Origin of the sequence: Deinococcus metalli (assembly GCF_014201805.1) — a bacterium.
In the GTDB taxonomy this organism is placed as follows: domain Bacteria; phylum Deinococcota; class Deinococci; order Deinococcales; family Deinococcaceae; genus Deinococcus; species Deinococcus metalli.
On sequence record NZ_JACHFK010000011.1, the window covers coordinates 139912 to 158403 of the forward strand.

The following is an 18492-nucleotide window of genomic DNA, read 5'->3' on the forward strand; positions in this document are numbered from 1 at the left end:
AATTGCGAAAGTTCCGTATCATTCCTCCGCCTCCGGTTCCGCCACGACCTGCAGGGGATAGCCCTCGGCCCGCGCGTGCGACGTCACCTGCGCCACCTTCGTCTCGGCCACGTCGCGCGAGTACACGCCCGCCACGCCGCGGCCCTTGTGGTGCACGGCCAGCATGATCAGCTGGGCGTCGTGCTCCGCCTTACGGAAATAGCGCGTGAGGACCATCACCACGAAGTCCATCGGCGTGTAGTCGTCGTTCAGCAGCAGCACGCGGTACAGCCGGGGCCGCCGCGTCTGCGTGCGTTCCAGCGTCTGGGTGTGGCCTTCGCCCTCTCGGCGCGTCATGCGCGGAGTCTAGCTGGCCTGTGGTGGGCAAATGGTGCCCCTCCACCACGTCAGCGCGCCGGCAGCACCCGGTGCAGTTCCGCCCGCACCTCGGCCGGCGAATACGCGCGCGAGGGCAGGCGCAGCAGCGGCAGCCCCGCGCTGCGGAACGCGACGTCCTTCACCGCGTCCCGGTGCTGCTGCCGCTCGGAGGCGTGCGAGCGGCCGTCCAGCTCGATGCCCAGCACCGGCCGGTAGCCCTGGGCGGCGTCCACCAGCAGGAAATCCACGTGCTTGTCGCGCAGCCGGCCCAGCGTGGCGGCCCGCGACCCCTCCGCCGTGATCTTAAACAGGTCGTTCAGGCGCACGTTCGGGAACACGCGGTAGGTCGTGCCCTGCGTCGCCTCCGTCAGGGCCGAGTAGAACGCGTTTTCATCCCGGCTGAAGAAGAACCGCTTGACTTCCACCGGCAGCGAGTCCGGCACGGTGCGCTCCCCCGTTGCCGGAGTGGACGAGGGCGATTCCTTGACGCCGAAGAGCGCCGCCAGACAACCGAGGGCCATGCTCCACCGTAGCGGGACCCGGCGCCCCGGGGTGCCGGAGATGAGCGGCCGCCGTCCTGGACGGCATGGACTGGCCAGCCGGCGGCTTCAGCGGGCCGGCCGGGGCAGCGAGCCTGGCCCGACCGGCGTCACGGCCGTGTAGGGCGAGAACATCCACTGGTTCGTGGGCAGCGCCCCGCTGGACAGCACGATGTCCTGCGTGGACGTGCCGCCGCTGGACGAGACGCCGCCGCTGGATTCCTTGATCGTCAGCTGGTTCCAGCCACTCGCCAGGTTCAGGTCGTAGGTCACGGTGCCCCTGACCTGCAGCCCCGCGTACGTGCTGGTACACGTCACGGTGCCCACGACGGTCAGTGGCGCGTCCACGTACACCACACTGCCGATCTGGATGGACGGCGCGCCTGACGCGTCGCTGCCCAGCGCCAGCGGCGCGATGGTGCCGGCCTTGGCGGCCTTGACCTTGACCGCCAGCGTGATGCCGTGCGCGGCCGACGAACTCAGGGTCGGGGCGCCCGTGCACGCGGTGCTCGTGCCGCTGTCGGCCGGATACTGCGCGCCCACGTCGAAGTACGACCCGGTGAAGGCGTGCAGCTTCGCGCCGTCCACGCTGGCCGGGAGGGGCAGCGTGAACTGGCCATCCGCCGCGAGGTCCGCCGTCGTGAGGGTCTCGGTCGTCGCCGTGGTCCCGCTGCCCACCGTGACCTCACCGCTCACGCTGCCGGCCCCGCCGCTCCACGGGCCAGTCACGATGCCCGCGTCCGTCGACGCGTTTTCCACCACCACGCCCGACACGGAGGAGACGGTCACGGCCGGCTGCGACGGCTGCAACGGCGGCTGCACGGCCGGCGTCCCCCCACCCCCACACGAGGCGAGCAGGAGGGCGCAACCCAGCAGGAGCGTCAGTTTCGGCGCGGTCATGCCCGGAGTCTAGTGAGGTGGCTGGTCGCCGCGACACCGCCGTGGGGGGAGGGCTCCCCGGAGTGTGAAGCGTTGGCATGGGACCAGCCGCGCCCGGACAAGGGTTACGTCAAGTGGCCTATCACCGGAATGAAATCCGTTCCCGACGTATTCTGGGGGCACCTATGACCATTGCCTCCCCGGACGTTGCCGTCCACGTCCGCGACCTGAACAAGCAGTACACGGTGCACGAGAAGGAGCCGGGGCTGCTGGGGAGCCTGAAATCCTTTGTCAACCGCAAGTCCCGCTCGGTGGAGGCCGTCCGGGGCGTGAGTTTCGACCTGCAACCGGGCGAGGTGGTGGGCTTCCTGGGGCCGAACGGGGCGGGGAAGACCACGACCCTGAAGATGCTGTCGGGCCTGCTGCACCCGTCGGCCGGCACGGCGCGCGTGGTGGGCTTCGAGCCGCGCCGGCGCGAGGCGGCCTTCCTGAAGCGGATCACGCTGGTGATGGGCCAGAAACAGCAGCTGCTGTGGGACCTGCCGGCGCTCGACTCCTTTCTGGTCAACCAGGCGATCTACGAGATTCCCGACGACGAGTACCACGCGACCATGCGGGAGTTCACGGAGGTGCTGGACCTGGGCGGCATCCTGAAAAAGCAGGTGCGCAAACTCAGTCTGGGTGAGCGCATGAAGTGCGAGCTGGCGGCGGCGCTGCTGCACCGCCCGCAGGTGCTGTTTCTGGACGAGCCGACCATCGGCCTGGACGTGAACATGCAGGAGGCGGTGCGGGCCTTCGTGCGCGACTATAACGCGCGTTTCGGGGCAACGGTCATGCTGACCAGCCACTACATGGCAGACGTGACGGCCCTCGCGCAGCGCATTCTGGTGATCGACCGGGGCGAACTGGTGTTCGACGGTGACCTGGGCGCGCTGGCCGAGCAGGGGAGCGGCGGGAAGACCATCCGCGTGCAGTTGCGGCAGCCCGCGTCGCCGGAGGCGCTGGCCGCCTACGGCCAGGTGGTGTCCGCCGGTGGCCTGAGCGCCGAGCTGACCGTGCCGCGCGCCGAGGTGAGCGCCCGCGCCGCGCGGCTGCTGGCCGATTTCGACGTGGCCGACCTGACGGTGGAGGACCCGCCCATCGAGGCGGTGATGGCGGAACTCTTCGGCGGCCAGCGTGCGCCGGCCGCGCCGAAAGTGGAGGTGGGGGTGTGACCACCCGCCTGCAAGCCACCGGCCGCAAGGTGCGCGTGCTGTTCTCCACGCAGTTCGCGCTGATGACCGAGTACCGCGCCGAGGTGGTGATCTGGATGCTCTCGGGCACGCTGTCGCTGGTGATGATGCTGGTGTGGATGGCCCAGGCGGCGGCGGCGCCGGGCGGCATGGTGCGCGGGTACACCCCGGCGGATTTCGCCACGTACTTCCTGTCCACGTGGTTCGTGTCGCAACTGCTGGTGGTGTGGGTGTCGCACGAACTGGACTACGAGATCAGGCAGGGCGTGCTGTCGCCCAAGCTGCTGCGGCCGCTCGATCCGTTCTGGCAGCACCTGCTGGGGCACGTCTCGGAGCGCTTCGTGCGGCTCATTCCCATGCTGCTGCTCGCCGCGCTGTTCACGTGGCTGTCCGGGGCGCGGTTCACGACCGCGTGGTGGGCGTACCCGGCGGTGCTGGCACTGGTCGTCCTGGGCTTCGGCGTGCGCTTCCTGTGGGAATACACCCTCGGGCTGCTCGCGTTCTGGACGGACTCCAGCACGTCCTTCCAGGAGATCGTGTGGCTGGTGTACGCCGCGCTGGGCGGGATGTTCGCGCCGCTGGCCTTCTACCCGGAGTGGGTGCAGCGCGTCGCCGTGTGGACGCCCTTTCCGTACATGCTGGGCCTGCCGTCGCAGCTGCTGGCGGGCAAGGCCACGCTGGCGCAGGCGGGGCAGGGCGCCGCAGTGCTGCTCGGGTGGCTCGTGGTGTTCTGGGTGGTGCGGCAGGCCGTGTGGCGCGCGGGCCTGCGCCGCTACGGCGCGGTGGGCGCGTGAGGCGCTACCTGCGGCTGGTGCGGATCTTCACCGGGGCGACGGTCGCGGCGCAGCTGGAGTACCGCGCGAACTTCGTGGGGGCGGTGCTGGCCAGCCTGGGGCAGGTGGGCGTGGCGCTGCTGGGCATCGGGGTGCTGTTCGGGCAGCCGGGCACCACCAGCGTGGGCGGGTGGTCGTTCCGCGAGGCGCTGCTCGTGACGGGCTTCTACATGCTCACCGAGGGCTTCATCGCCGTGTTCGTGCAGCCGAACATGAGCAGGATCGCGGAGGCGGTGCGGACCGGCGCGATGGACTTCACGCTGCTCAAGCCCATCGACGCGCAGTTCGGCGTCAGCACCCGCCACCTGAACGTTCTGCGGGTGCCGGACATGGTGATCGGCGTGGGCCTGATCGTGTCCGCGGCGTCGGCGCTGACCGTCACGCCCGGCAGCGCCCTGGCCGCCGCACTGCTGTACGCCTCGGCGCTGGTGATCGTGTACTGCATCTGGCTGGGCCTGAGCACCACCGCGTTCTGGTTCGTGAAGACACAGAACGTCACGGAGCTGTTCAGCGGCGTGTTCGGCGCGGCCCGCTTTCCGGCGACCGCGTTCCCGGTGCCGGTGCGCTTCCTGCTGACCTTCGTGGTGCCGGTCGCGTTCGTGACCACCGTGCCCGCGCAGGCCCTCACCGGGCAGCTGGGCGTGACCCTGGCGCTGACGTCGCCGCTGGTGGCGGCCGCGCTGCTGCTCGTCACGCGGCTGTTCTGGCGGTACGCGGTCGCCAGCTACACCAGCGCGAGCAGCTAGCGTGGAGGTCAATTGGGCCGCGCTCGGCCTGCCCTCGCCCCGCGCGCTGCGCCTGAGCCCGGACGCCCGGTCGCGGCTGGCACACCTGACGGAACTGCGCGACATCGGCAGCCCGGCCGACGCGACCCGCGCGGCCGCCGAGTTCGCATCCGAGCCGCACTTCGCCCGTGACCTGCTCACGGCGCGGCCGTGGCTGCCCCAGGACACTCCCCGCCGCGACGCGCTGGGCATGGTGCTGGGCAGCGAGTGGACGGGCTTCCTGGCGCTGCTGGGCGAGTACGGCCCGTGGGTCTACACCGGCACGGTGCGTGACCTGCAGGTGCTGGGCGACCACTACGGCGCGCTGGTCACGGCCGCCCGCAGCGCCCCGGAATCGGCCGTGTTCCACGCAGCGGGGCAGCGGCCCGGATCGCTCCTGACCCGGCTGGAGGCGACCGACTACCGCCGCCCGGGCGGCGGACCAGCCCCCGACCTGGCCGCGCTGGAGGCGGCGTTCTGGGCGGAGGCGCACGTTCAGGCGGCCGCCCGCCATGCCGCGCGCCGCCGCTGACCCGGTTCCGGTGCCTGTGGGCTTGGTGAAGTCTGCGCCCCCTGGCAGCCGCGGAACGCCCCGCCTAGAGTCGGCGCATGAGTGAACCCACCCCCCTGCTGTTCCAGCCGCTGAGACTCGCGGGCGTGACCCTGCCCAACCGCGTGGTCGTGTCGCCCATGTGCATGTACTCCGCGCAGGGCGGCTACGCCAACGACTTCCACCTCGTGCACCTGGGCCAGTTCGCACTCTCCGGCGCGGGCCTGGTCTTCACCGAGGCGACCGCCGTGTCTCCCGAGGGCCGTATCAGCCCCGAGGACCTGGGCTTGTGGGACGACCAGCAGATCGCGCCGCTGGGGCGCATCACGGACTTCATCCACGCGCAGGGCGGCCGGGTGGGCATCCAGCTCGCGCACGCCGGGCGCAAGGCCAGCACCTACGCGCCGTGGCGTGGGCGCGGCGCCGTGCCCACGGAGCGCGGCGGGTGGGAGGTGATCGGCCCGGACGGCGCGGCCTTCGATCCCACTTACCCCACGCCCGTCGCCATGACCGCCGAGGACATCGCGCGCGTGACGGCCGACTTCGTGGCCGCCACCCGCCGCGCCGAGATCGCGGGCTTCGACACGGTCGAGGTGCACGCCGCGCACGGGTACCTGCTGCACGAGTTCCTGTCGCCGCTATCGAACAGCCGTACGGACGCGTACGGCGGGAGCTTCGAGAACCGCACCCGCTTCCTGCTGGAGGTCGTGCGCGCGGTGCGGGCGGTGTGGCCCACGCACAAGCCGCTGTTCGTCCGCGTGAGCGCCACCGACTGGGCCGACGGGGGGTGGGACGCCGACCAGACCACGCAGCTCGCGGGCCAGCTGCTGAACGAGGGTGTGGCCGTGCTCGACGTCAGTTCGGGCGGCCTGACCACCGCGCAGCAGATCACCGCCGGGCCGGGCTACCAGGTGCCCTTCGCCGCGCAGGTCAAGGCGGCGCACCCGGACCTGCACGTCATGGCCGTCGGCATGATCGACCGGCCCGAACAGGCCGAGTCGATCCTCCAGAACCGCGACGCCGACCTGATCGCCATCGCCCGCGCGTTCCTGGGCGATCCGCACTGGACGCAGGCTGCCGCACTCGCCCTGGGCGTGAAACCCGAGGTCGCTGCCCAGTACGCCCGGAGTACCCGGTCGACGTGACCGCATGGAGCGCGGCCGGCCGCCTCAGTCGTAGTCGGGCAACTCGTCGGTGAACTGACCGTCGAGCAGGTGCAGCACGCGGTCGGCGTGGCGGGCGAGGCGCTCGTCGTGCGTGACGAGCAGCACGCCCGCGCCCGTCTCCCGCGCCAGGTCCACCAGCAAGCCCGCCACCCGCTGGGCGTTGGCGCGGTCGAGGCTGCCGGTGGGTTCGTCGGCCAGCACAGCGGCCGGGCGGGCGGCCAGCGCGCGGGCCACCGCGACCCGCTGGCGTTCCCCGCCGCTCAGGACGCCGGGCAGGGCCGATTCCCGACCGGCCAGGCCCACGCGGGCGAGCAGGCTGCGGGCGTGCTCGGCGTCGGGGTGGCCGGCCAGGCGCCCCGGGATCAGGACGTTGTCGAGCACGTTCAGGTCGTCGAGCAGGTAGTGGTGCTGGAAGACCAGGCCGAGCCGGCCGGCGCGCCTCCGGGCCCGGGTCTGGGTGTCCAGCGTGTCGGCGCGCTCCCCGGCCCACCACACCTCGCCGCGCTGCGGGGTGTCCAGGCCGCCCAGCAGGTGCAGCAGGGTGCTCTTGCCGCTGCCCGAGGGACCGGTCACGGCCACCACCTCGCCGGGGTGGAGGTCCAGGGACACGCCGCGCAGGACGGTCAGGTCACCGTAGGCCTGCGCCAGGTGCCGGGCGCTCAGGGCGGGGGCGGGCGGAGTCACGCGGCGCATGTTAGCCCGTGCGCGGGGGGCAGCCGTCCAGTCGAGGTTCGGTCCGGGTGCTCGCGGCACGGTAGGATGCGCGGTGATGTCTCGGCTGGAAACCCTGAAACGCAACCCCCTGCTGCGGGACGTGCCCGACGCGGCACTGACCGAACTGGCCGGGATCGTCACGGAACGCCACCTGTCGTCGGGCGAGGTGCTGATCTCGCAGGACGACCGGGGCGAGGCGCTGCACCTGCTGACCGAGGGCGTCGTGCGGATCAGCCGCGTGAGCCTGGGCAGCCGCGAGCGCGTGATGGGCGACGTGTACGCGCCGGGCGTGCTGGGCGAGACGGCGGTGCTGTCGCTGTCCAGCGAACGCAGCGCGACCGTCACGGCCCTCACGCCGGTCACCACGCTGATGCTGTACCGCGACCATTTCGAGCAGCTGCTGCGCCGGTATCCCCGCATGCTGTGGAACCTCAGCCGCCTGCTGGCCGAACGCGTCACGTTCCTGAACGACGAGCTGATCGCCTTCGGCATGAACACCGAGGCGGCCCTGAGCCACGTGTTCACGAACCTGTACCGCCAGCGCGTGCAGGCCGGCGTGCCGCGCCCGGAGGTGCTGCCTCTGAGCACGCAGGACATCATGCTGCGCATCTCGTCCAGCCGCGAGACGGTGTCGCGCGTGATGCGCAAGCTGGAAAAGCAGAACCTGGTGCGGATGGGCGCGCACGGCGTCACGCTGCTCGATCCGGACGGCCTGGATCGCATCCCGCTGGACCTGCCGGACGCCGGCGAGTAACGGGCCGGAGCGGTATCCTCTCGGGGATGCGTACCGTCCGGATTCAGCACGCGGGGCGAGCCCAGTGGGGCCAGCTCGACGACCACACCGTCCACCTCACCACCGGCATGACCGGCGAGCGCACTGGCCAGAGCGTGCCGCTCGACCCGGCCGCGCTGCTGGCCCCCGCCGAGCCGACCAAGATCGTGTGCGTGGGCCGCAACTACCTCGACCACATCCGCGAACTCGGCAATGACACCGGTGACCTGCCCAAGGAGCCCGGCATCTTCCTGAAGGGTCCCAACGCGCTGGCCGAGCCCGGCGGCGCTGTGGACCGCCCCGAGTGGTCCCAGAACTTCCATTTCGAGGGCGAACTGGCCCTGGTGATCGGCACCCGCGCGTCGCAGCTGACGCCGGACACCGCCCTGGCGCACGTGGCGGGCTACACCTGCGGGCTCGACCTGACCGCCCGCGACCTGCAGAAGACCGACCTGCAGTGGTTCCGCGCCAAGGCCGCCGACCGCTTCTGCCCCCTGGGGCCGTGGCTGGAGACCGAGTTCGATCCGGCCGACGTGCGAGTGACCACCCGCGTGAACGGCGAGGTCAAGCAGGACAGCCGCACCAGCCACATGATCTTCGACGTGCCCGCGATCCTGACATACGTGACCCGGTTCGTCACGCTGGAGCCCGGCGACGTGGTGCTGACCGGCACGCCCGAGGGCGTCGGGCCGCTGCAGAGCGGGGACACCGTGGAGGTCGAGGTCGAGGGCATCGGCGTCCTGACCACGCCGATCGGCTGAGGCCGTGGACACCGGCGAGCACGCCGCCTTCACGGCGGCCCTGGGCGCGGCGCTGGCCGCGCGGACAGAGGTGCTGGGCCTGATCCTGCTGGGCAGCACGGCCGGCACGCACCATGCCCCGGACGCGCACAGCGACCACGACTTCTTCGTGATCGTGACGCCGGACGCGGCCGACTCCTACCGCGCGTCGCCGGAGTGGCTGCCGCCGCGCGCCGCTTCCGTGGTGCACCACCACCGGGACACCACGCACGGCGCCCGCGTGATCTATGCCGACGGCCACCTGCTGGAGTACGCCGTGTTCACGCCGGACGAACTCGCCGTGAGCCGCAACCATCACGCCCGCGTGGCCTTCGACCGTGTAGGCGACCTGCCGCGGCGCCTGGCCGCGACCCTGCCGGACCGGGAACCTCCCCCGGCCCCGGACGTCGCCGGCGTGCTCTCCGATCTGATGCTGCACCTGCTGGTCGGCGTGGGCCGGCACGCGCGCGGAGAACGGCTCGCCGCGCACCAGATGGTCCGGGTGTACGCGGTGCAGGATCACCTGACCCTGCTGCGGACGCTGGAGCCACCGGCCGCGCCCGACCTGCTGGACGTCCATAACGTGTGGCGGCGGGTCGAGCGCACGCATCCGGCGCACGCCGAGGCGCTGGAGGCCGCCCTGGCGCTGCCGCTGCCGGCGGGCGCGGCGTGGCTCCTGAACCTCGCCGAGGCGTGGTGGTCCTCGCACGGGGCGTGGTCCCCCGATGTGGCGAGGGCCGTCCGGGCACGCATCGAGGCGGCGGGACGGCCCTGAGCGGCCGGCCTATTTCAGCAGGGCGCGACCGATCACCACACGCTGGATCTCGTTGGTGCCCTCATAGATCATGTTCAGCTTGGCGTCGCGCAGCAGCTTCTCGACCGGGTACTCGCCCACGTAGCCGTAGCCGCCGTGCACCTGGATCGCCTCGTTCGCGGCTGCCACGGCCACCTCCGAGCAGTACGCCTTGGCGATCGCGCTCTCGTAGCCGTGCGGCTGATCCTGGTCCACCAGCCACGCGGCCTTCTGGTACATCAGGCGGCCGGTCTCCAGGCCCATGGCCATCTCGGCCAGCTTGAACTGGATGGCCTGGAAGTCCGCGATGGGTTTCCCGAAGGCTTCGCGTGCCCGCGCGTACTTCACGCTCTCGTCCAGCGCCCGCCGCGTGATGCCCACCGATCCCGCCGCCACCGGAATACGGGTCTTGTCGAGGGTCTTCATGGCGATCTTGAAGCCGTCTCCCAGGCCGCCGAGCTGGTTCTCCCTGGGCACCCGGACGTTCTCGAACACGAGTTCGCTGGTCAGGCTGGCGCGCTGGCCCATCTTGTGCTTGATCTTGTTGTAGGACAAGCCCGGCGCGTCCTTGGGCACGACCAGCGCAACGGTGGCCCGGTGGCCGCCCTGCCGGTCCGTGGTGGCGAACACGACCGTGAGTTCCGCCACGCCGCCGTTGCTGATCCACATCTTCGTGCCGTTGATGACCCACTCGTCGCCGTCGAGCACGGCGGTGGTGTGCATCGCGGCGGCGTCCGAGCCGTTGTTCGGTTCGCTCAGCGCGAAGGCCGCGAGGCTGGGCTTCTCGGTCAGCGGCGTCAGGAAGCGCCGCTGCTGCTCCTCGGTCGCGCCGACCAGCAGCGGCGTGATGCCCAGCTCCGAGGCCATCAGGATCGTGAAGATGCCCATGCACCCGTACGCCAGTTCCTCACCGATCAGGCACTCGTCCAGCATGCCTAGGCCCAGGCCGCCCGCGTGTTCCGGGATGCCGACGTTCAGCAGGCCGACCTCGAAGGCCTTCTCGACGACGTGCCACGGCAGTTCCTCTCTCTGGTCGTACTCGCTGGCGACCGGGATGATCTCCTTGCGGGTGAAGTCGCGGGCCAGCTGTTGCAGCTGGCGTTGCTCGTCGGACAGGCTGAACTCCATGGGCACGCTCCTTGGGGGCACGGGTCGGGCGACCGCACACGCTGTTTTGAACCGAGTATAAACCCAGGCCCGGCCCACACCCCGCCACGCGCCGCGTTACAGGCTCAACTGCACGATCAGCCGCTCCAGCGTCACGGCCGGGTCCAGGCCGCGTTTCATCGCCAGGTCCGCGTCCAGGATGCGGCCCAGGTGCGCGCGGATTTTAGGCTCGTTCAGCTTGCGGGCCACCTCCAGCGCCTTCTTCGCCGGGTAGGGCTTGACGCCCAGGCGCTGCGCGGCCACCGCCTCGTTCACGCGGCCCTCCTGCGCGCTCAGGGCCACGCAGCGCGCCACCAGCGAGTACTGCCACACCACCGCGCCCAGCAGCCGGAAGGGGTCCTCGCCGGCGGCCAGCAGGCGGCGCAGCTGCGTCACGGCCTCTCCGGGGCGCCCGGCAGTCGCGGCCCCCAGCATCGCGAAACTGTCGCCCGGCGGTTCGCGGCCCACCACACCCGCCACGCGCTCCCGGTCCAGCGGGCCGTCCAGCAGGTCCAGCTTGGTCAGCTCTCCCGCGATGCCCGCCAGGTCCAGGCCGAACACCTCCGCCAGGTAGACCGCGGCGTCCCGGCCCAGCGGGAGCTTCATGGCCTTGGCGCGCGCCACGACCCATCCCGTCACGTCGCCGGGGCGGACCGGGCCGGGCGTGGGGATCACCTCGCCGCGCGCCTCGTACACCTTCGCGCGGGTGGCGGCGGGGGTCTCGTCCAGCACCGCGACCGTCACAGGCGCGGCGGCCAGCAGCTCCAGCAGCGCCTTGTCCGGCTTGGCGCCCGCGAGGTCCACGATCACCCCGCCGTCCCCGAACAGCCCCGGCGAGAGGTGTGGGCCCAGCTCCTGCGCCGTGACCTCCTCGCCCGCGAGCCACGGCAGGTCGCGTACGTTCATGCCGCGCGCGGCCAGCGCCGCGCGCAGCGTCTCCTCGGCCAGGAACCGCGGGCCGGTGAAGGCGATCAGGGGCACGGCGGCGCGTGCTCGCCGGAGGGACCGATCTCGGTGTACCCGAGCCGCCGCCGGGCCTGGCAGACCTCCAGCCGCAGCGCCTCGGCGCTGACCGGCCGCTCGGCGGGCGCGCGCGACAGGGCGCTTTGCAGCAGAGGGTGCAGGTCCGCCGGGCCGGGCAGCGGGGCCAGGCGGTCGTGCAGGCCGGCCAGCCAGCCCAGCGCGTCCTCGAAGGGCGGGTGGCCGGACAGGCAGTCGAACAGCAGCACGCCCACCGAGTACACGTCGCTGCGCGGATCGCCGCGGACGCCGCGGAACTGCTCGGGCGCCATGAAGTGGGGCGTGCCCATGCGCGTGCCGCTGTGGATGTCCAGCGGCAGCGCCCGCGAGTGGCTCATGCCGAAATCGATCAGCCGCACGTTCCAGAAGCGAGGCTCGCCGCCGGTTAGCAGGATGTTCTCGGGCTTGATGTCGTGGTGAGTGACGCCCTGCTCGTGCAGGTACGTCACCGCGTGCAGGATGCCCAGCACCACCTCGGTGGCCTGCTCCGCCGGCAGCGGCCCGAGTTCCAGCCGGTCGCGCAGGGTGCCGCCCGCCACGAACGGAAAGATCAGCCGCCGGTCCGACGCCGCCAGCGGAGACACGATCAGCGGGTGGTCCAGCGACGCCGCGACGCGCCCCTCGTGCTGAAAGCGCAGCGTGGCGTCCGGGTCGTCGATCGTCAGGGTCTTGACGAACACGCGCCGGCTCTGCCACTCGGCCGCGGCGCACAACACGCCCGCGTGCTCGCCGAGCGGCTCCAGGGCACCGAGGGCCGGGTTGTCGCTTAGCTCCTGCACGGTCTCACAGCGCCAGTTCTTTCATGCTTCAGTCTCTCATGGAATGCCTGCGGCGTCACGGCCGAACACGGCGCCGCAGGGCCAGGACGCCGCCCCGGCCCTGCGCTGCGGCGGGCCATCAGTTCAGGTGAACCGAGTTGGTGAGCGTGCGGACGACCGCCTCGTTCCGGGAATAGTCCTTGAGGTTCCCGGCGATGGTCAGCACCAGCATCCGTCCCCCCAGGCTGGTGACCAGCAGCTCGCGGCGCAGGTCGTCGCCCTGGGCAGCGCTGGGCGGCGTGGTGAACACGAACTGCGCCCACGGCGCGCCGCCCACCTGCAGCAGGGTGGCCTTGAGGGTCTTGACGTTCGGCACCTGCGCCCGGATCACGGCGGGGAACTGCGCGACCAGCTTCTCGACCTCGTTCACCGCGAGCTTGCTGGCCCGCCACTCGAAGGCCACGCTCACCTTGCGGTCCTCGGTCATGAACACCGCGTCCGGGCGACCCGTCGCGGCGGGAAAGGCCGTGCGGATGCCCTCGCTGCTCAGGGTCAGGAGCTTGGCGTTCGGTTCGACGGACAGCGGCAGATTGGCGAGCTTCACGGGGACGGCACCCGCAGTTCCCAGCAGGGCAGCGCTCAGCAGCGGCAGGGTCAGGAAGGAGCGGATCATGTCGTCGTCAACCCTAACGGCCCGTCCCACGCTGCTCATGAGGCAGAGATGAGGAACGTGCGGGCGCCGTCATGCGTCCGTCAGCCGTCGACCAGCAGCGTGGGCAGGTCGCCGGCCCCGGTCACGTCCGGGCTGTCCAGCTCCGCCGCCGCCGTCAGCCAGCGGCCGTGCCGGGCGAGCACCACGCTCAGATCCTGCAGGCGCACCACCAGCAGGTCCTGCAGGTACTGCGCGGCGAAGCCCGGCAGCACGGCGGCCAGCCGGCCCTGGAAGTCCTGGCGCAGTGTCAGCGCGCGGCCACCCACCAGCAGCGTGAGCGGCTCGTCCAGCAGCTGCACGCTCACCAGGCGGCCGTCCAGCGGCACGTCCAGTTGCGTGGTGCTGACCGGCACCGGCAGCGGCTCGGGCCGGTGCATCGCGGCGTGCAGCGACTCGGTCAGCCGCACTCCGCGCTCTGCGCTCAGCCCCAGCGCCCGGCCGGCATCCTGCACGTGCCGCGTCACCTCCTCCGGAGACAGCGCCGCCAGCCGCGCCAGCAGCGTGGTTACGCCCCGGCGCGCGAACGTCAGCAGTGCCGGCTGGGTCGCCACCTTGTAGCGCTCGGCGCTGCGCGGCCCCAGCGCCTGCGGATCGACCCGGCCGTCGCGCAGCAGTTGCGCCGTCGCCCGCGCCAGTCGCAAGAAGGCGTATTCCCCGGACGGTTCGAGCAGCAGCGCCACCGTCCGGCCCACCGCGGCGCGGCGTCCCAGCTCCTCTTCCGGCTTGACCTCGGCCCGCAGCAGCGCGTACTGCCCGCTGACGAACACCTTGAAGGTCCCCTGCGGCGTGTCCAGCCGCACGCGGCGTCCGGCCGGCGGGTCCAGCGGCCGCAGCAGCGCCACGTGCGAGCCGGCCAGCAGCTGCCACTGCGGCGCGATGAACTGCCAGCGCCAGTCCACGCCCCGCCAGCGCGCCGCCTGCCCACCCGGCAGGTACACCACCAGTTCGTCCGCCGCGTCGTCTGCCACGCCCAGCGCGAGTTCGGGCTGCGGGGCGTACAGCACGCTGTGGTGCGGCACGGTGCCCAGTGTCGACCGCGGCGCTCCGGCCAGCAGCGGCTCGAGCTTCTGTCCCAGCGCCCGCACCGCCTCGCGGATCGCAGGCCGCTCGCGCGGGTCGCGCGGCAGCGGGTACTGGTCCTGGAGCGCCCGGACGAGCGCGGCGCGTTCCTCCGCCGTGAGGCGCTCGCGGTTGGCCGCCTCGATGCGCGCCGTGAGCACGTCCTCGTCCGGGTGGCGCGGAAAGGGCGTCTCGTGCAGTTCCGAGAGCGCCGCCCGCAGGCGCACCTCGCCGTCCCGGCTGCTCAGCAGGGCGGCGACCGTCTGCGTCAGGTGCTCCTGCACCGTCCGGTCGAGCAGGCTCACCAGCGGGTCGTTCGAGGTCGGCACCGCCAGCGGCTCCTGGCCGGCGTGCAGCAGCCGCTCGGCGTTCTCGGTGGCGGTGTACAGCACCCGCAGGCTGATCAGGTTCAGTTCCCGCGACCACGCGGCGATCAGGCCCTGCACCTCCGTCACCAGACGGTCGTGCCACGCCAGGCGCTGCAACTCCTCCCACGCGAGGGCCTCGTCCGGGCGCGCGGTGACCGGCGCCTGCCACGCGGCGGCGGGAATGGCGCGCTGCACGACCGTGGTGGACGTCTGCGGCGCCAGCCCGGTCTTGGTGTAGGTCCGGAACTGACGGTCGGCCTCGATCAGCCGGCGTTGCAGCGGGGGCTCCAGCTCCGCGGTGAGCAGGTCGCTGCGCAGGTTCAGCAGCGAGCGCCGCCCACCGCGCGGCACGCGGCCCGCCACCAGGTCCGCGACCTTGTACTCGAACAGCTCGACGAGTTCGGGCCAGAAGGTCACAGGCGCGCTCCCGCACGGTCGGTGCGCCTTGCCCCGGCGCGGAGCCGGGGAAGCGGGCGACAGGAAGCGCGGCGCGGCATGACACGGTCAGTATGCCTGTTCAGCCGGTCACGGGCCAGCGGTCCGATGGGGGCAGGGAAGGAGCGCTTGTAAGTTTGCCGCAAGGACGCTCCGCTATAACAGGAGCCATGAGCACGGCCTCCAGTCCGCCCCCCACCCGGGCACGGAGCAGGGCATGACCCCGCTGCTGCTCACGGCGCTGTTCGTCGTGGGCCTGCTGCTGTCGGTGCGGGCCAGCGAACGCATCCTGACAGTCGTGGCGGCGGTCGCCACCCTGGCCGTGCTGATCCTGCTGGGCGCGGTGTCGGTGCACCTGCCGGTCGGCGGCGGCAAGGGCCAGTTCACGCTCGCCGGGCTGCAACGCGTGCAGGGCTACCTCGCCGTGGCCGCCGTGATCCTGGCGAGCGCGCCCTTCCTGCTCGGGCGCGCGTCGCACCGCTCGTCCATGCCGCGCCGGCCGCGCCCCGCGCCCCGTCCCGTGCGGGTGCAGCGCACCGCGACGCCCGTGCCGTCCTCGCGCCGGCCGACCATCACGCAGACGATGTCAGACCTGCGCTTCCAGGAGTACGAGGTGCTCGACCGCATCGGGATCGGCGGGATGGGGAGCGTGTACCGCGCCAAGCGCCGCCAGGACGGCCGCATCGTGGCGCTGAAGGTGCCGCAGGAGAAGTACCTCGCGGACGCGAAGTTCGTCAAGCGCTTCTACCGCGAGGCCGAGGTCCTCAAGCGCTTCAGCCACCCGAACATCGTCCGCGTGTACGACTACCGCATGCAGACGCCCGAGCACTACATCGCCATGGAGTTCCTCGACGGCGACAGCCTGGAAGGCGAACTCGAGAAGCGCACCCTGAGCTTCACCGAGGGCGTGCAGGTCATCCGCGCGCTGGCCGACGCGCTGCGGCACATCCACATGCAGAACGTGGTGCACCGGGACATCAAGCCCGCGAACGTGATGGTGCTGAAAAACGCCTTCGTGGACGGTCAGTTGCGCGAGGGCGGCGTCAAGCTGATGGATTTCGGCATCGCGGTCGGCAAGGTGCTCACCCGCCTGACCATGACCGGCGCCCGCGTGGGCACGCCGATCTACATGGCGCCCGAGCAGGCCAAGGGCAACCGCGTGGACGCCCGCAGCGACGTGTACTCGCTGGGCCTGCTCGCGTATGAGATGGTCACCGGCCAGACCGCGTTCCGCGGGTCCTACGAGGCGGTCGTGCACCAGCAGGTGTTCGAGTCGCCCAAGCCGCCCAAGCAGGTGCGGCTGGAAGTGCCGGGCAAGCTCAACGACCTGATCCTGCACATGATCGAGAAAGACCCCGCCCAGCGCCCCACCCTGGACGACGTGATCGCCCGTATCGACGCCGGCGTAATGTCCGACGAGGTCTTCAACGACCCGGTCGCGCTGGCCCTCTCGGTCGGCGAGAAGCGCGGCACTCTGCGGCTGCTGGACGTGCGCGGCAAGCTGCGCCAGAGCCTCAAGGACCAGGGCAGCGGCAGCGCCAGCCTGCCCAGCGCCCCGAACGCCGTGGCCGGCGACGCCGGCGGCAACCTGTACATCACCATGGCCGAGTTCCGCCAGGGCAAGTCCGGCGGCCTGGTCCGCAAGATCAACCCTGAGGGCCGCGAACTCCTGAGCTTCGGCCCGTACGGCCTGTCGGACGGCGAACTGCTGCAGCCGGTCGACCTGGCCGTCACGGCGGACGCCGTGTACGTGCTGGACGCCGAGGCGCACCACGTGGTCGTGTACGACACCCTGGGCCGTCACCTGCGCACCTTCGGCGGACACGGGCAGGGCATGGGCCGCTTCGAGAAGCCCCGCGCGATCGTCGCGTCGCCCGATGGGCAGGTGTACGTGCTGGACATCGGCAACAACGAGGTGCAGCGCTTCAACGCGCAGGGCGAGTACGTCAGCCGCTACGCCTTCCGCCTTGACCGCACCAGCGAGAGCCTGCGGCAGCTCGACGGCCTGGGCATCGATCAGTTCGGCGCGGTGTACATCGTGGACGGGGTGGCCCGCAAACTGCGCAAGATCGAGGCGGACGGCACGCCCGGCGCGACCTTCGCGCTGGAAACGCTGGTCGGGGAACCCGCCGACGCGCCGTGGCTGATCGAGGTGGCGCCCGAGGGGCAGATCTTCGCCGTGCGCCAGGGCGGCCAGGTGCTGCGGACCTTCAGCAACGTGGGCGACCTGATCACCCAGACGGACATGTACGCCCCGGTCCTGGCGATGTCGATCCTGAACCGCGAGCAGGCCCTGCACCACGTCGGCGCGTAAGCTGGCGGGCATGGCGCTGCCGGAACTGATCCTGTACACCCGCGCGGGCTGCCACCTGTGCGAGCTGGCCGAGGAGCACCTGCGCGCCCTGGACTTCCGCTACCGGCCGGTGGACGTGGACCATGACGCGGCCCTGCGCGCCCACTACGGCGACGACGTGCCGGTGCTGACCCTGGACGGCCGCACGCTCGCCAAAGGTGTGCTGGGCCGCCAGCGCCTGAGCACGCTGAAGATCGTCCTGCTGCGCGACGCCCGCTCGCCCTGACCCGGCGCCGCGCCGGACGCTATGGTGGGCGTATGAGCGCCATCCTGTCCACCCTCCCATCCCCGGCGGCCAGCGCGTGAGCTGGCTCGAACGCCTGCGCGACGGCCTGAGCAAGACCCGCAAGCAGATCAACGACACCGCCGGCTTCCTCGGGCAGGACGTCCGGGACGTCGTCACCAATCGGCTCGACACCATCGAGGATCTCGAATACGCCCTGATCGCCGCCGACGTGGGCCGCGCCGCCACCGAGGAGATCCTGGCCGACGTGCGCCGCGCCGAAGGCAAGAACCTCCAGGACGCCCTGATGGACGCCCTGACCCTGCAACTCGAACCCGACGCCCGGCGCGCCGAGTTCCGCAAGCTGGGCTTCGCCCCGGACGCGCGGCGCAAGACCGTCGATCCGAGCGGGCACGTGGTCATGGTGATCGGCGTGAACGGCGTGGGCAAGACCACCACCATCGCCAAGCTCGGGCAGTACTACATGTCGCGCGGCCAGAGCGTGATGTTCGCTGCCGGCGACACCTTCCGCGCCGCCGCGGGCGCGCAGCTGGGCGAGTGGGGCGACCGCCTGGGCGTGCCGGTCGTGCAGGGCCAGGACGGCGGCGACCCGGCCGCCGTGGCCTACGACGCCGCGACCGCCCGCACAGCGCGCGGGACCGACCTGCTGTTCGTGGACACCGCCGGGCGCCTGCACACCAAGCACAACCTGATGGAGGAACTCAAGAAGGTGCGGCGCGTGATCGAGAAGGCCGACCCCGGCGAGCCCGCCGAGGTGTGGCTGGTGCTGGACGCCGTGACCGGCCAGAACGGCCTGCAACAGGCCAAGAAGTTCCACGAGAGCACCCCGCTGACCGGCGTGGTCGTGACCAAGCTCGACGGCACCGCCAAGGGCGGCATCCTGGTGCCCATCGTGCGGGAACTCGGCGTGCCCATCAAGTTCATCGGTGTGGGCGAACAGCCCGGTGACCTGCAACCCTTCGACAGCCAGGAGTTCGTGCGCGCGCTGTTCGACGTGGACATCCCGAAGAGCTGACGGG

At 71.6% G+C, this 18492-nt stretch carries 20 protein-coding genes; 11 read left to right on the top strand and 9 right to left on the bottom strand.

From position 1 onward, the window contains the following. Window positions 1–18: 18 nt before the first annotated feature. The 3 genes from clpS to HNQ07_RS18580 form a co-directional block, all read right to left on the bottom strand. Window positions 19–336, bottom strand: coding sequence for an ATP-dependent Clp protease adapter ClpS (gene clpS, locus HNQ07_RS18570; protein ID WP_184114587.1), 318 nt, complete (start codon window positions 334–336; stop codon window positions 19–21). 50 nt (window positions 337–386) lie between these two features. Continuing rightward, window positions 387–878 (bottom strand): DUF2726 domain-containing protein, encoded by a 492-nt coding sequence (locus HNQ07_RS18575; protein ID WP_184114589.1) that lies wholly within the window; start codon window positions 876–878, stop codon window positions 387–389. Window positions 879–965: 87 nt separating this feature from the next. Next, window positions 966–1796 carry a hypothetical protein gene (locus HNQ07_RS18580; RefSeq protein WP_184114591.1) on the bottom strand — a complete coding sequence of 277 codons (831 nt, stop codon included), beginning with the start codon at window positions 1794–1796 and terminating at the stop codon, window positions 966–968. A gap of 164 nt (window positions 1797–1960) precedes the next feature. On the opposite strand from HNQ07_RS18580, the gene HNQ07_RS18585 reads away from it, so the two are divergent. The 5 genes from HNQ07_RS18585 (at window position 1961) to HNQ07_RS18605 (ending at window position 6299) form a co-directional block, all read left to right on the top strand. Next, complete coding sequence (locus tag HNQ07_RS18585; protein WP_184114593.1) at window positions 1961–2989, top strand: ABC transporter ATP-binding protein; 1029 nt, start codon at window positions 1961–1963, stop codon at window positions 2987–2989. A gap of 62 nt (window positions 2990–3051) precedes the next feature. Further along, window positions 3052–3801: an ABC transporter permease gene (locus HNQ07_RS18590; RefSeq protein ID WP_184114694.1), complete on the top strand. Its 750-nt coding sequence runs from the start codon at window positions 3052–3054 to the stop codon at window positions 3799–3801. Continuing rightward, on the top strand, window positions 3798–4586 hold the full coding sequence (locus HNQ07_RS18595; RefSeq protein WP_184114595.1) for an ABC transporter permease: 789 nt from the start codon (window positions 3798–3800) through the stop codon (window positions 4584–4586). Before HNQ07_RS18590 ends, HNQ07_RS18595 begins: the two co-directional genes overlap by 4 nt. 1 nt (window position 4587) lies before the next feature. Continuing rightward, window positions 4588–5136, top strand: coding sequence for a hypothetical protein (locus HNQ07_RS18600; protein WP_184114597.1), 549 nt, complete (start codon window positions 4588–4590; stop codon window positions 5134–5136). 77 nt (window positions 5137–5213) lie between these two features. Next, window positions 5214–6299 carry an NADH:flavin oxidoreductase/NADH oxidase gene (locus tag HNQ07_RS18605; protein ID WP_184114599.1) on the top strand — a complete coding sequence of 362 codons (1086 nt, stop codon included), beginning with the start codon at window positions 5214–5216 and terminating at the stop codon, window positions 6297–6299. 24 nt (window positions 6300–6323) lie between these two features. On the opposite strand, the gene HNQ07_RS18610 is transcribed toward HNQ07_RS18605, so the two are convergent. After that, a complete protein-coding gene (locus HNQ07_RS18610) occupies window positions 6324–7013 on the bottom strand; it encodes an ABC transporter ATP-binding protein (RefSeq protein ID WP_184114601.1) in 690 nt (229 codons plus the stop codon). A gap of 76 nt (window positions 7014–7089) precedes the next feature. On the opposite strand from HNQ07_RS18610, the gene HNQ07_RS18615 reads away from it, so the two are divergent. Genes HNQ07_RS18615 through HNQ07_RS18625 form a run of 3 tightly spaced genes read left to right on the top strand, consistent with a single transcriptional unit; the run spans window position 7090 to window position 9360 of the window. After that, window positions 7090–7788, top strand: a complete 699-nt coding sequence (locus HNQ07_RS18615) for a Crp/Fnr family transcriptional regulator (protein WP_184114603.1) — start codon at window positions 7090–7092, stop codon at window positions 7786–7788. A 26-nt stretch (window positions 7789–7814) separates the two neighbouring features. Next, window positions 7815–8567, top strand: a complete 753-nt coding sequence (locus tag HNQ07_RS18620; RefSeq protein WP_184114604.1) for a fumarylacetoacetate hydrolase family protein — start codon at window positions 7815–7817, stop codon at window positions 8565–8567. 4 nt (window positions 8568–8571) lie between these two features. Next, complete coding sequence (locus HNQ07_RS18625) at window positions 8572–9360, top strand: hypothetical protein (protein WP_184114606.1); 789 nt, start codon at window positions 8572–8574, stop codon at window positions 9358–9360. Window positions 9361–9369: 9 nt separating this feature from the next. Here the strand turns inward: HNQ07_RS18625 and HNQ07_RS18630 are convergent, their stop codons facing one another. From HNQ07_RS18630 to HNQ07_RS18650, 5 genes are all read right to left on the bottom strand, one after another. Then, the gene (locus HNQ07_RS18630; RefSeq protein WP_184114608.1) at window positions 9370–10506 is read right to left on the bottom strand and encodes an acyl-CoA dehydrogenase family protein; all 1137 of its coding nucleotides are present in this window, start codon (window positions 10504–10506) and stop codon (window positions 9370–9372) included. 96 nt (window positions 10507–10602) lie between these two features. Further along, window positions 10603–11505: a DNA polymerase III subunit delta gene (gene holA / locus HNQ07_RS18635; RefSeq protein ID WP_184114610.1), complete on the bottom strand. Its 903-nt coding sequence runs from the start codon at window positions 11503–11505 to the stop codon at window positions 10603–10605. Then, window positions 11496–12323 (bottom strand): serine/threonine-protein kinase, encoded by an 828-nt coding sequence (locus HNQ07_RS18640; RefSeq protein WP_184114612.1) that lies wholly within the window; start codon window positions 12321–12323, stop codon window positions 11496–11498. Before HNQ07_RS18640 ends, holA begins: the two co-directional genes overlap by 10 nt. 118 nt (window positions 12324–12441) lie before the next feature. Continuing rightward, window positions 12442–12975 (bottom strand): hypothetical protein, encoded by a 534-nt coding sequence (locus HNQ07_RS18645; RefSeq protein WP_229832182.1) that lies wholly within the window; start codon window positions 12973–12975, stop codon window positions 12442–12444. A gap of 80 nt (window positions 12976–13055) precedes the next feature. Further along, the gene (locus HNQ07_RS18650) at window positions 13056–14858 is read right to left on the bottom strand and encodes a hypothetical protein (RefSeq protein ID WP_184114614.1); all 1803 of its coding nucleotides are present in this window, start codon (window positions 14856–14858) and stop codon (window positions 13056–13058) included. 235 nt (window positions 14859–15093) lie between these two features. Between HNQ07_RS18650 and HNQ07_RS18655 the strand changes: the two genes are divergently transcribed. From HNQ07_RS18655 to ftsY, 3 genes are all read left to right on the top strand, one after another. Further along, complete coding sequence (locus HNQ07_RS18655; protein WP_184114616.1) at window positions 15094–17190, top strand: protein kinase domain-containing protein; 2097 nt, start codon at window positions 15094–15096, stop codon at window positions 17188–17190. Window positions 17191–17200: 10 nt separating this feature from the next. Next, entirely contained in the window at window positions 17201–17455 is a 255-nt protein-coding gene (locus tag HNQ07_RS18660) for a glutaredoxin family protein (RefSeq protein WP_184114618.1), read from the top strand. A 76-nt stretch (window positions 17456–17531) separates the two neighbouring features. After that, window positions 17532–18488: a signal recognition particle-docking protein FtsY gene (gene ftsY / locus HNQ07_RS18665; protein ID WP_184114620.1), complete on the top strand. Its 957-nt coding sequence runs from the start codon at window positions 17532–17534 to the stop codon at window positions 18486–18488. Window positions 18489–18492 lie beyond the last annotated feature (4 nt).

Excerpts from the sequence above, each read along its gene's own strand:
- clpS (WP_184114587.1), bottom strand. The coding sequence starts at position 336 with ATGACGCGCCGAGAGGGCGAAGGCCACACCCAGACGCTGGAACGCACG.
- HNQ07_RS18575 (WP_184114589.1), bottom strand. The coding sequence starts at position 878 with ATGGCCCTCGGTTGTCTGGCGGCGCTCTTCGGCGTCAAGGAATCGCCC.
- HNQ07_RS18580 (WP_184114591.1), bottom strand. The coding sequence starts at position 1,796 with ATGACCGCGCCGAAACTGACGCTCCTGCTGGGTTGCGCCCTCCTGCTC.
- HNQ07_RS18585 (WP_184114593.1), top strand. The coding sequence starts at position 1,961 with ATGACCATTGCCTCCCCGGACGTTGCCGTCCACGTCCGCGACCTGAAC.
- HNQ07_RS18590 (WP_184114694.1), top strand. The coding sequence starts at position 3,052 with ATGACCGAGTACCGCGCCGAGGTGGTGATCTGGATGCTCTCGGGCACG.
- HNQ07_RS18605 (WP_184114599.1), top strand. The coding sequence starts at position 5,214 with ATGAGTGAACCCACCCCCCTGCTGTTCCAGCCGCTGAGACTCGCGGGC.
- HNQ07_RS18610 (WP_184114601.1), bottom strand. The coding sequence starts at position 7,013 with ATGCGCCGCGTGACTCCGCCCGCCCCCGCCCTGAGCGCCCGGCACCTG.
- HNQ07_RS18615 (WP_184114603.1), top strand. The coding sequence starts at position 7,090 with ATGTCTCGGCTGGAAACCCTGAAACGCAACCCCCTGCTGCGGGACGTG.
- HNQ07_RS18620 (WP_184114604.1), top strand. The coding sequence starts at position 7,815 with ATGCGTACCGTCCGGATTCAGCACGCGGGGCGAGCCCAGTGGGGCCAG.
- HNQ07_RS18630 (WP_184114608.1), bottom strand. The coding sequence starts at position 10,506 with ATGGAGTTCAGCCTGTCCGACGAGCAACGCCAGCTGCAACAGCTGGCC.
- HNQ07_RS18645 (WP_229832182.1), bottom strand. The coding sequence starts at position 12,975 with ATGATCCGCTCCTTCCTGACCCTGCCGCTGCTGAGCGCTGCCCTGCTG.
- HNQ07_RS18655 (WP_184114616.1), top strand. The coding sequence starts at position 15,094 with ATGACCCCGCTGCTGCTCACGGCGCTGTTCGTCGTGGGCCTGCTGCTG.
- HNQ07_RS18660 (WP_184114618.1), top strand. The coding sequence starts at position 17,201 with ATGGCGCTGCCGGAACTGATCCTGTACACCCGCGCGGGCTGCCACCTG.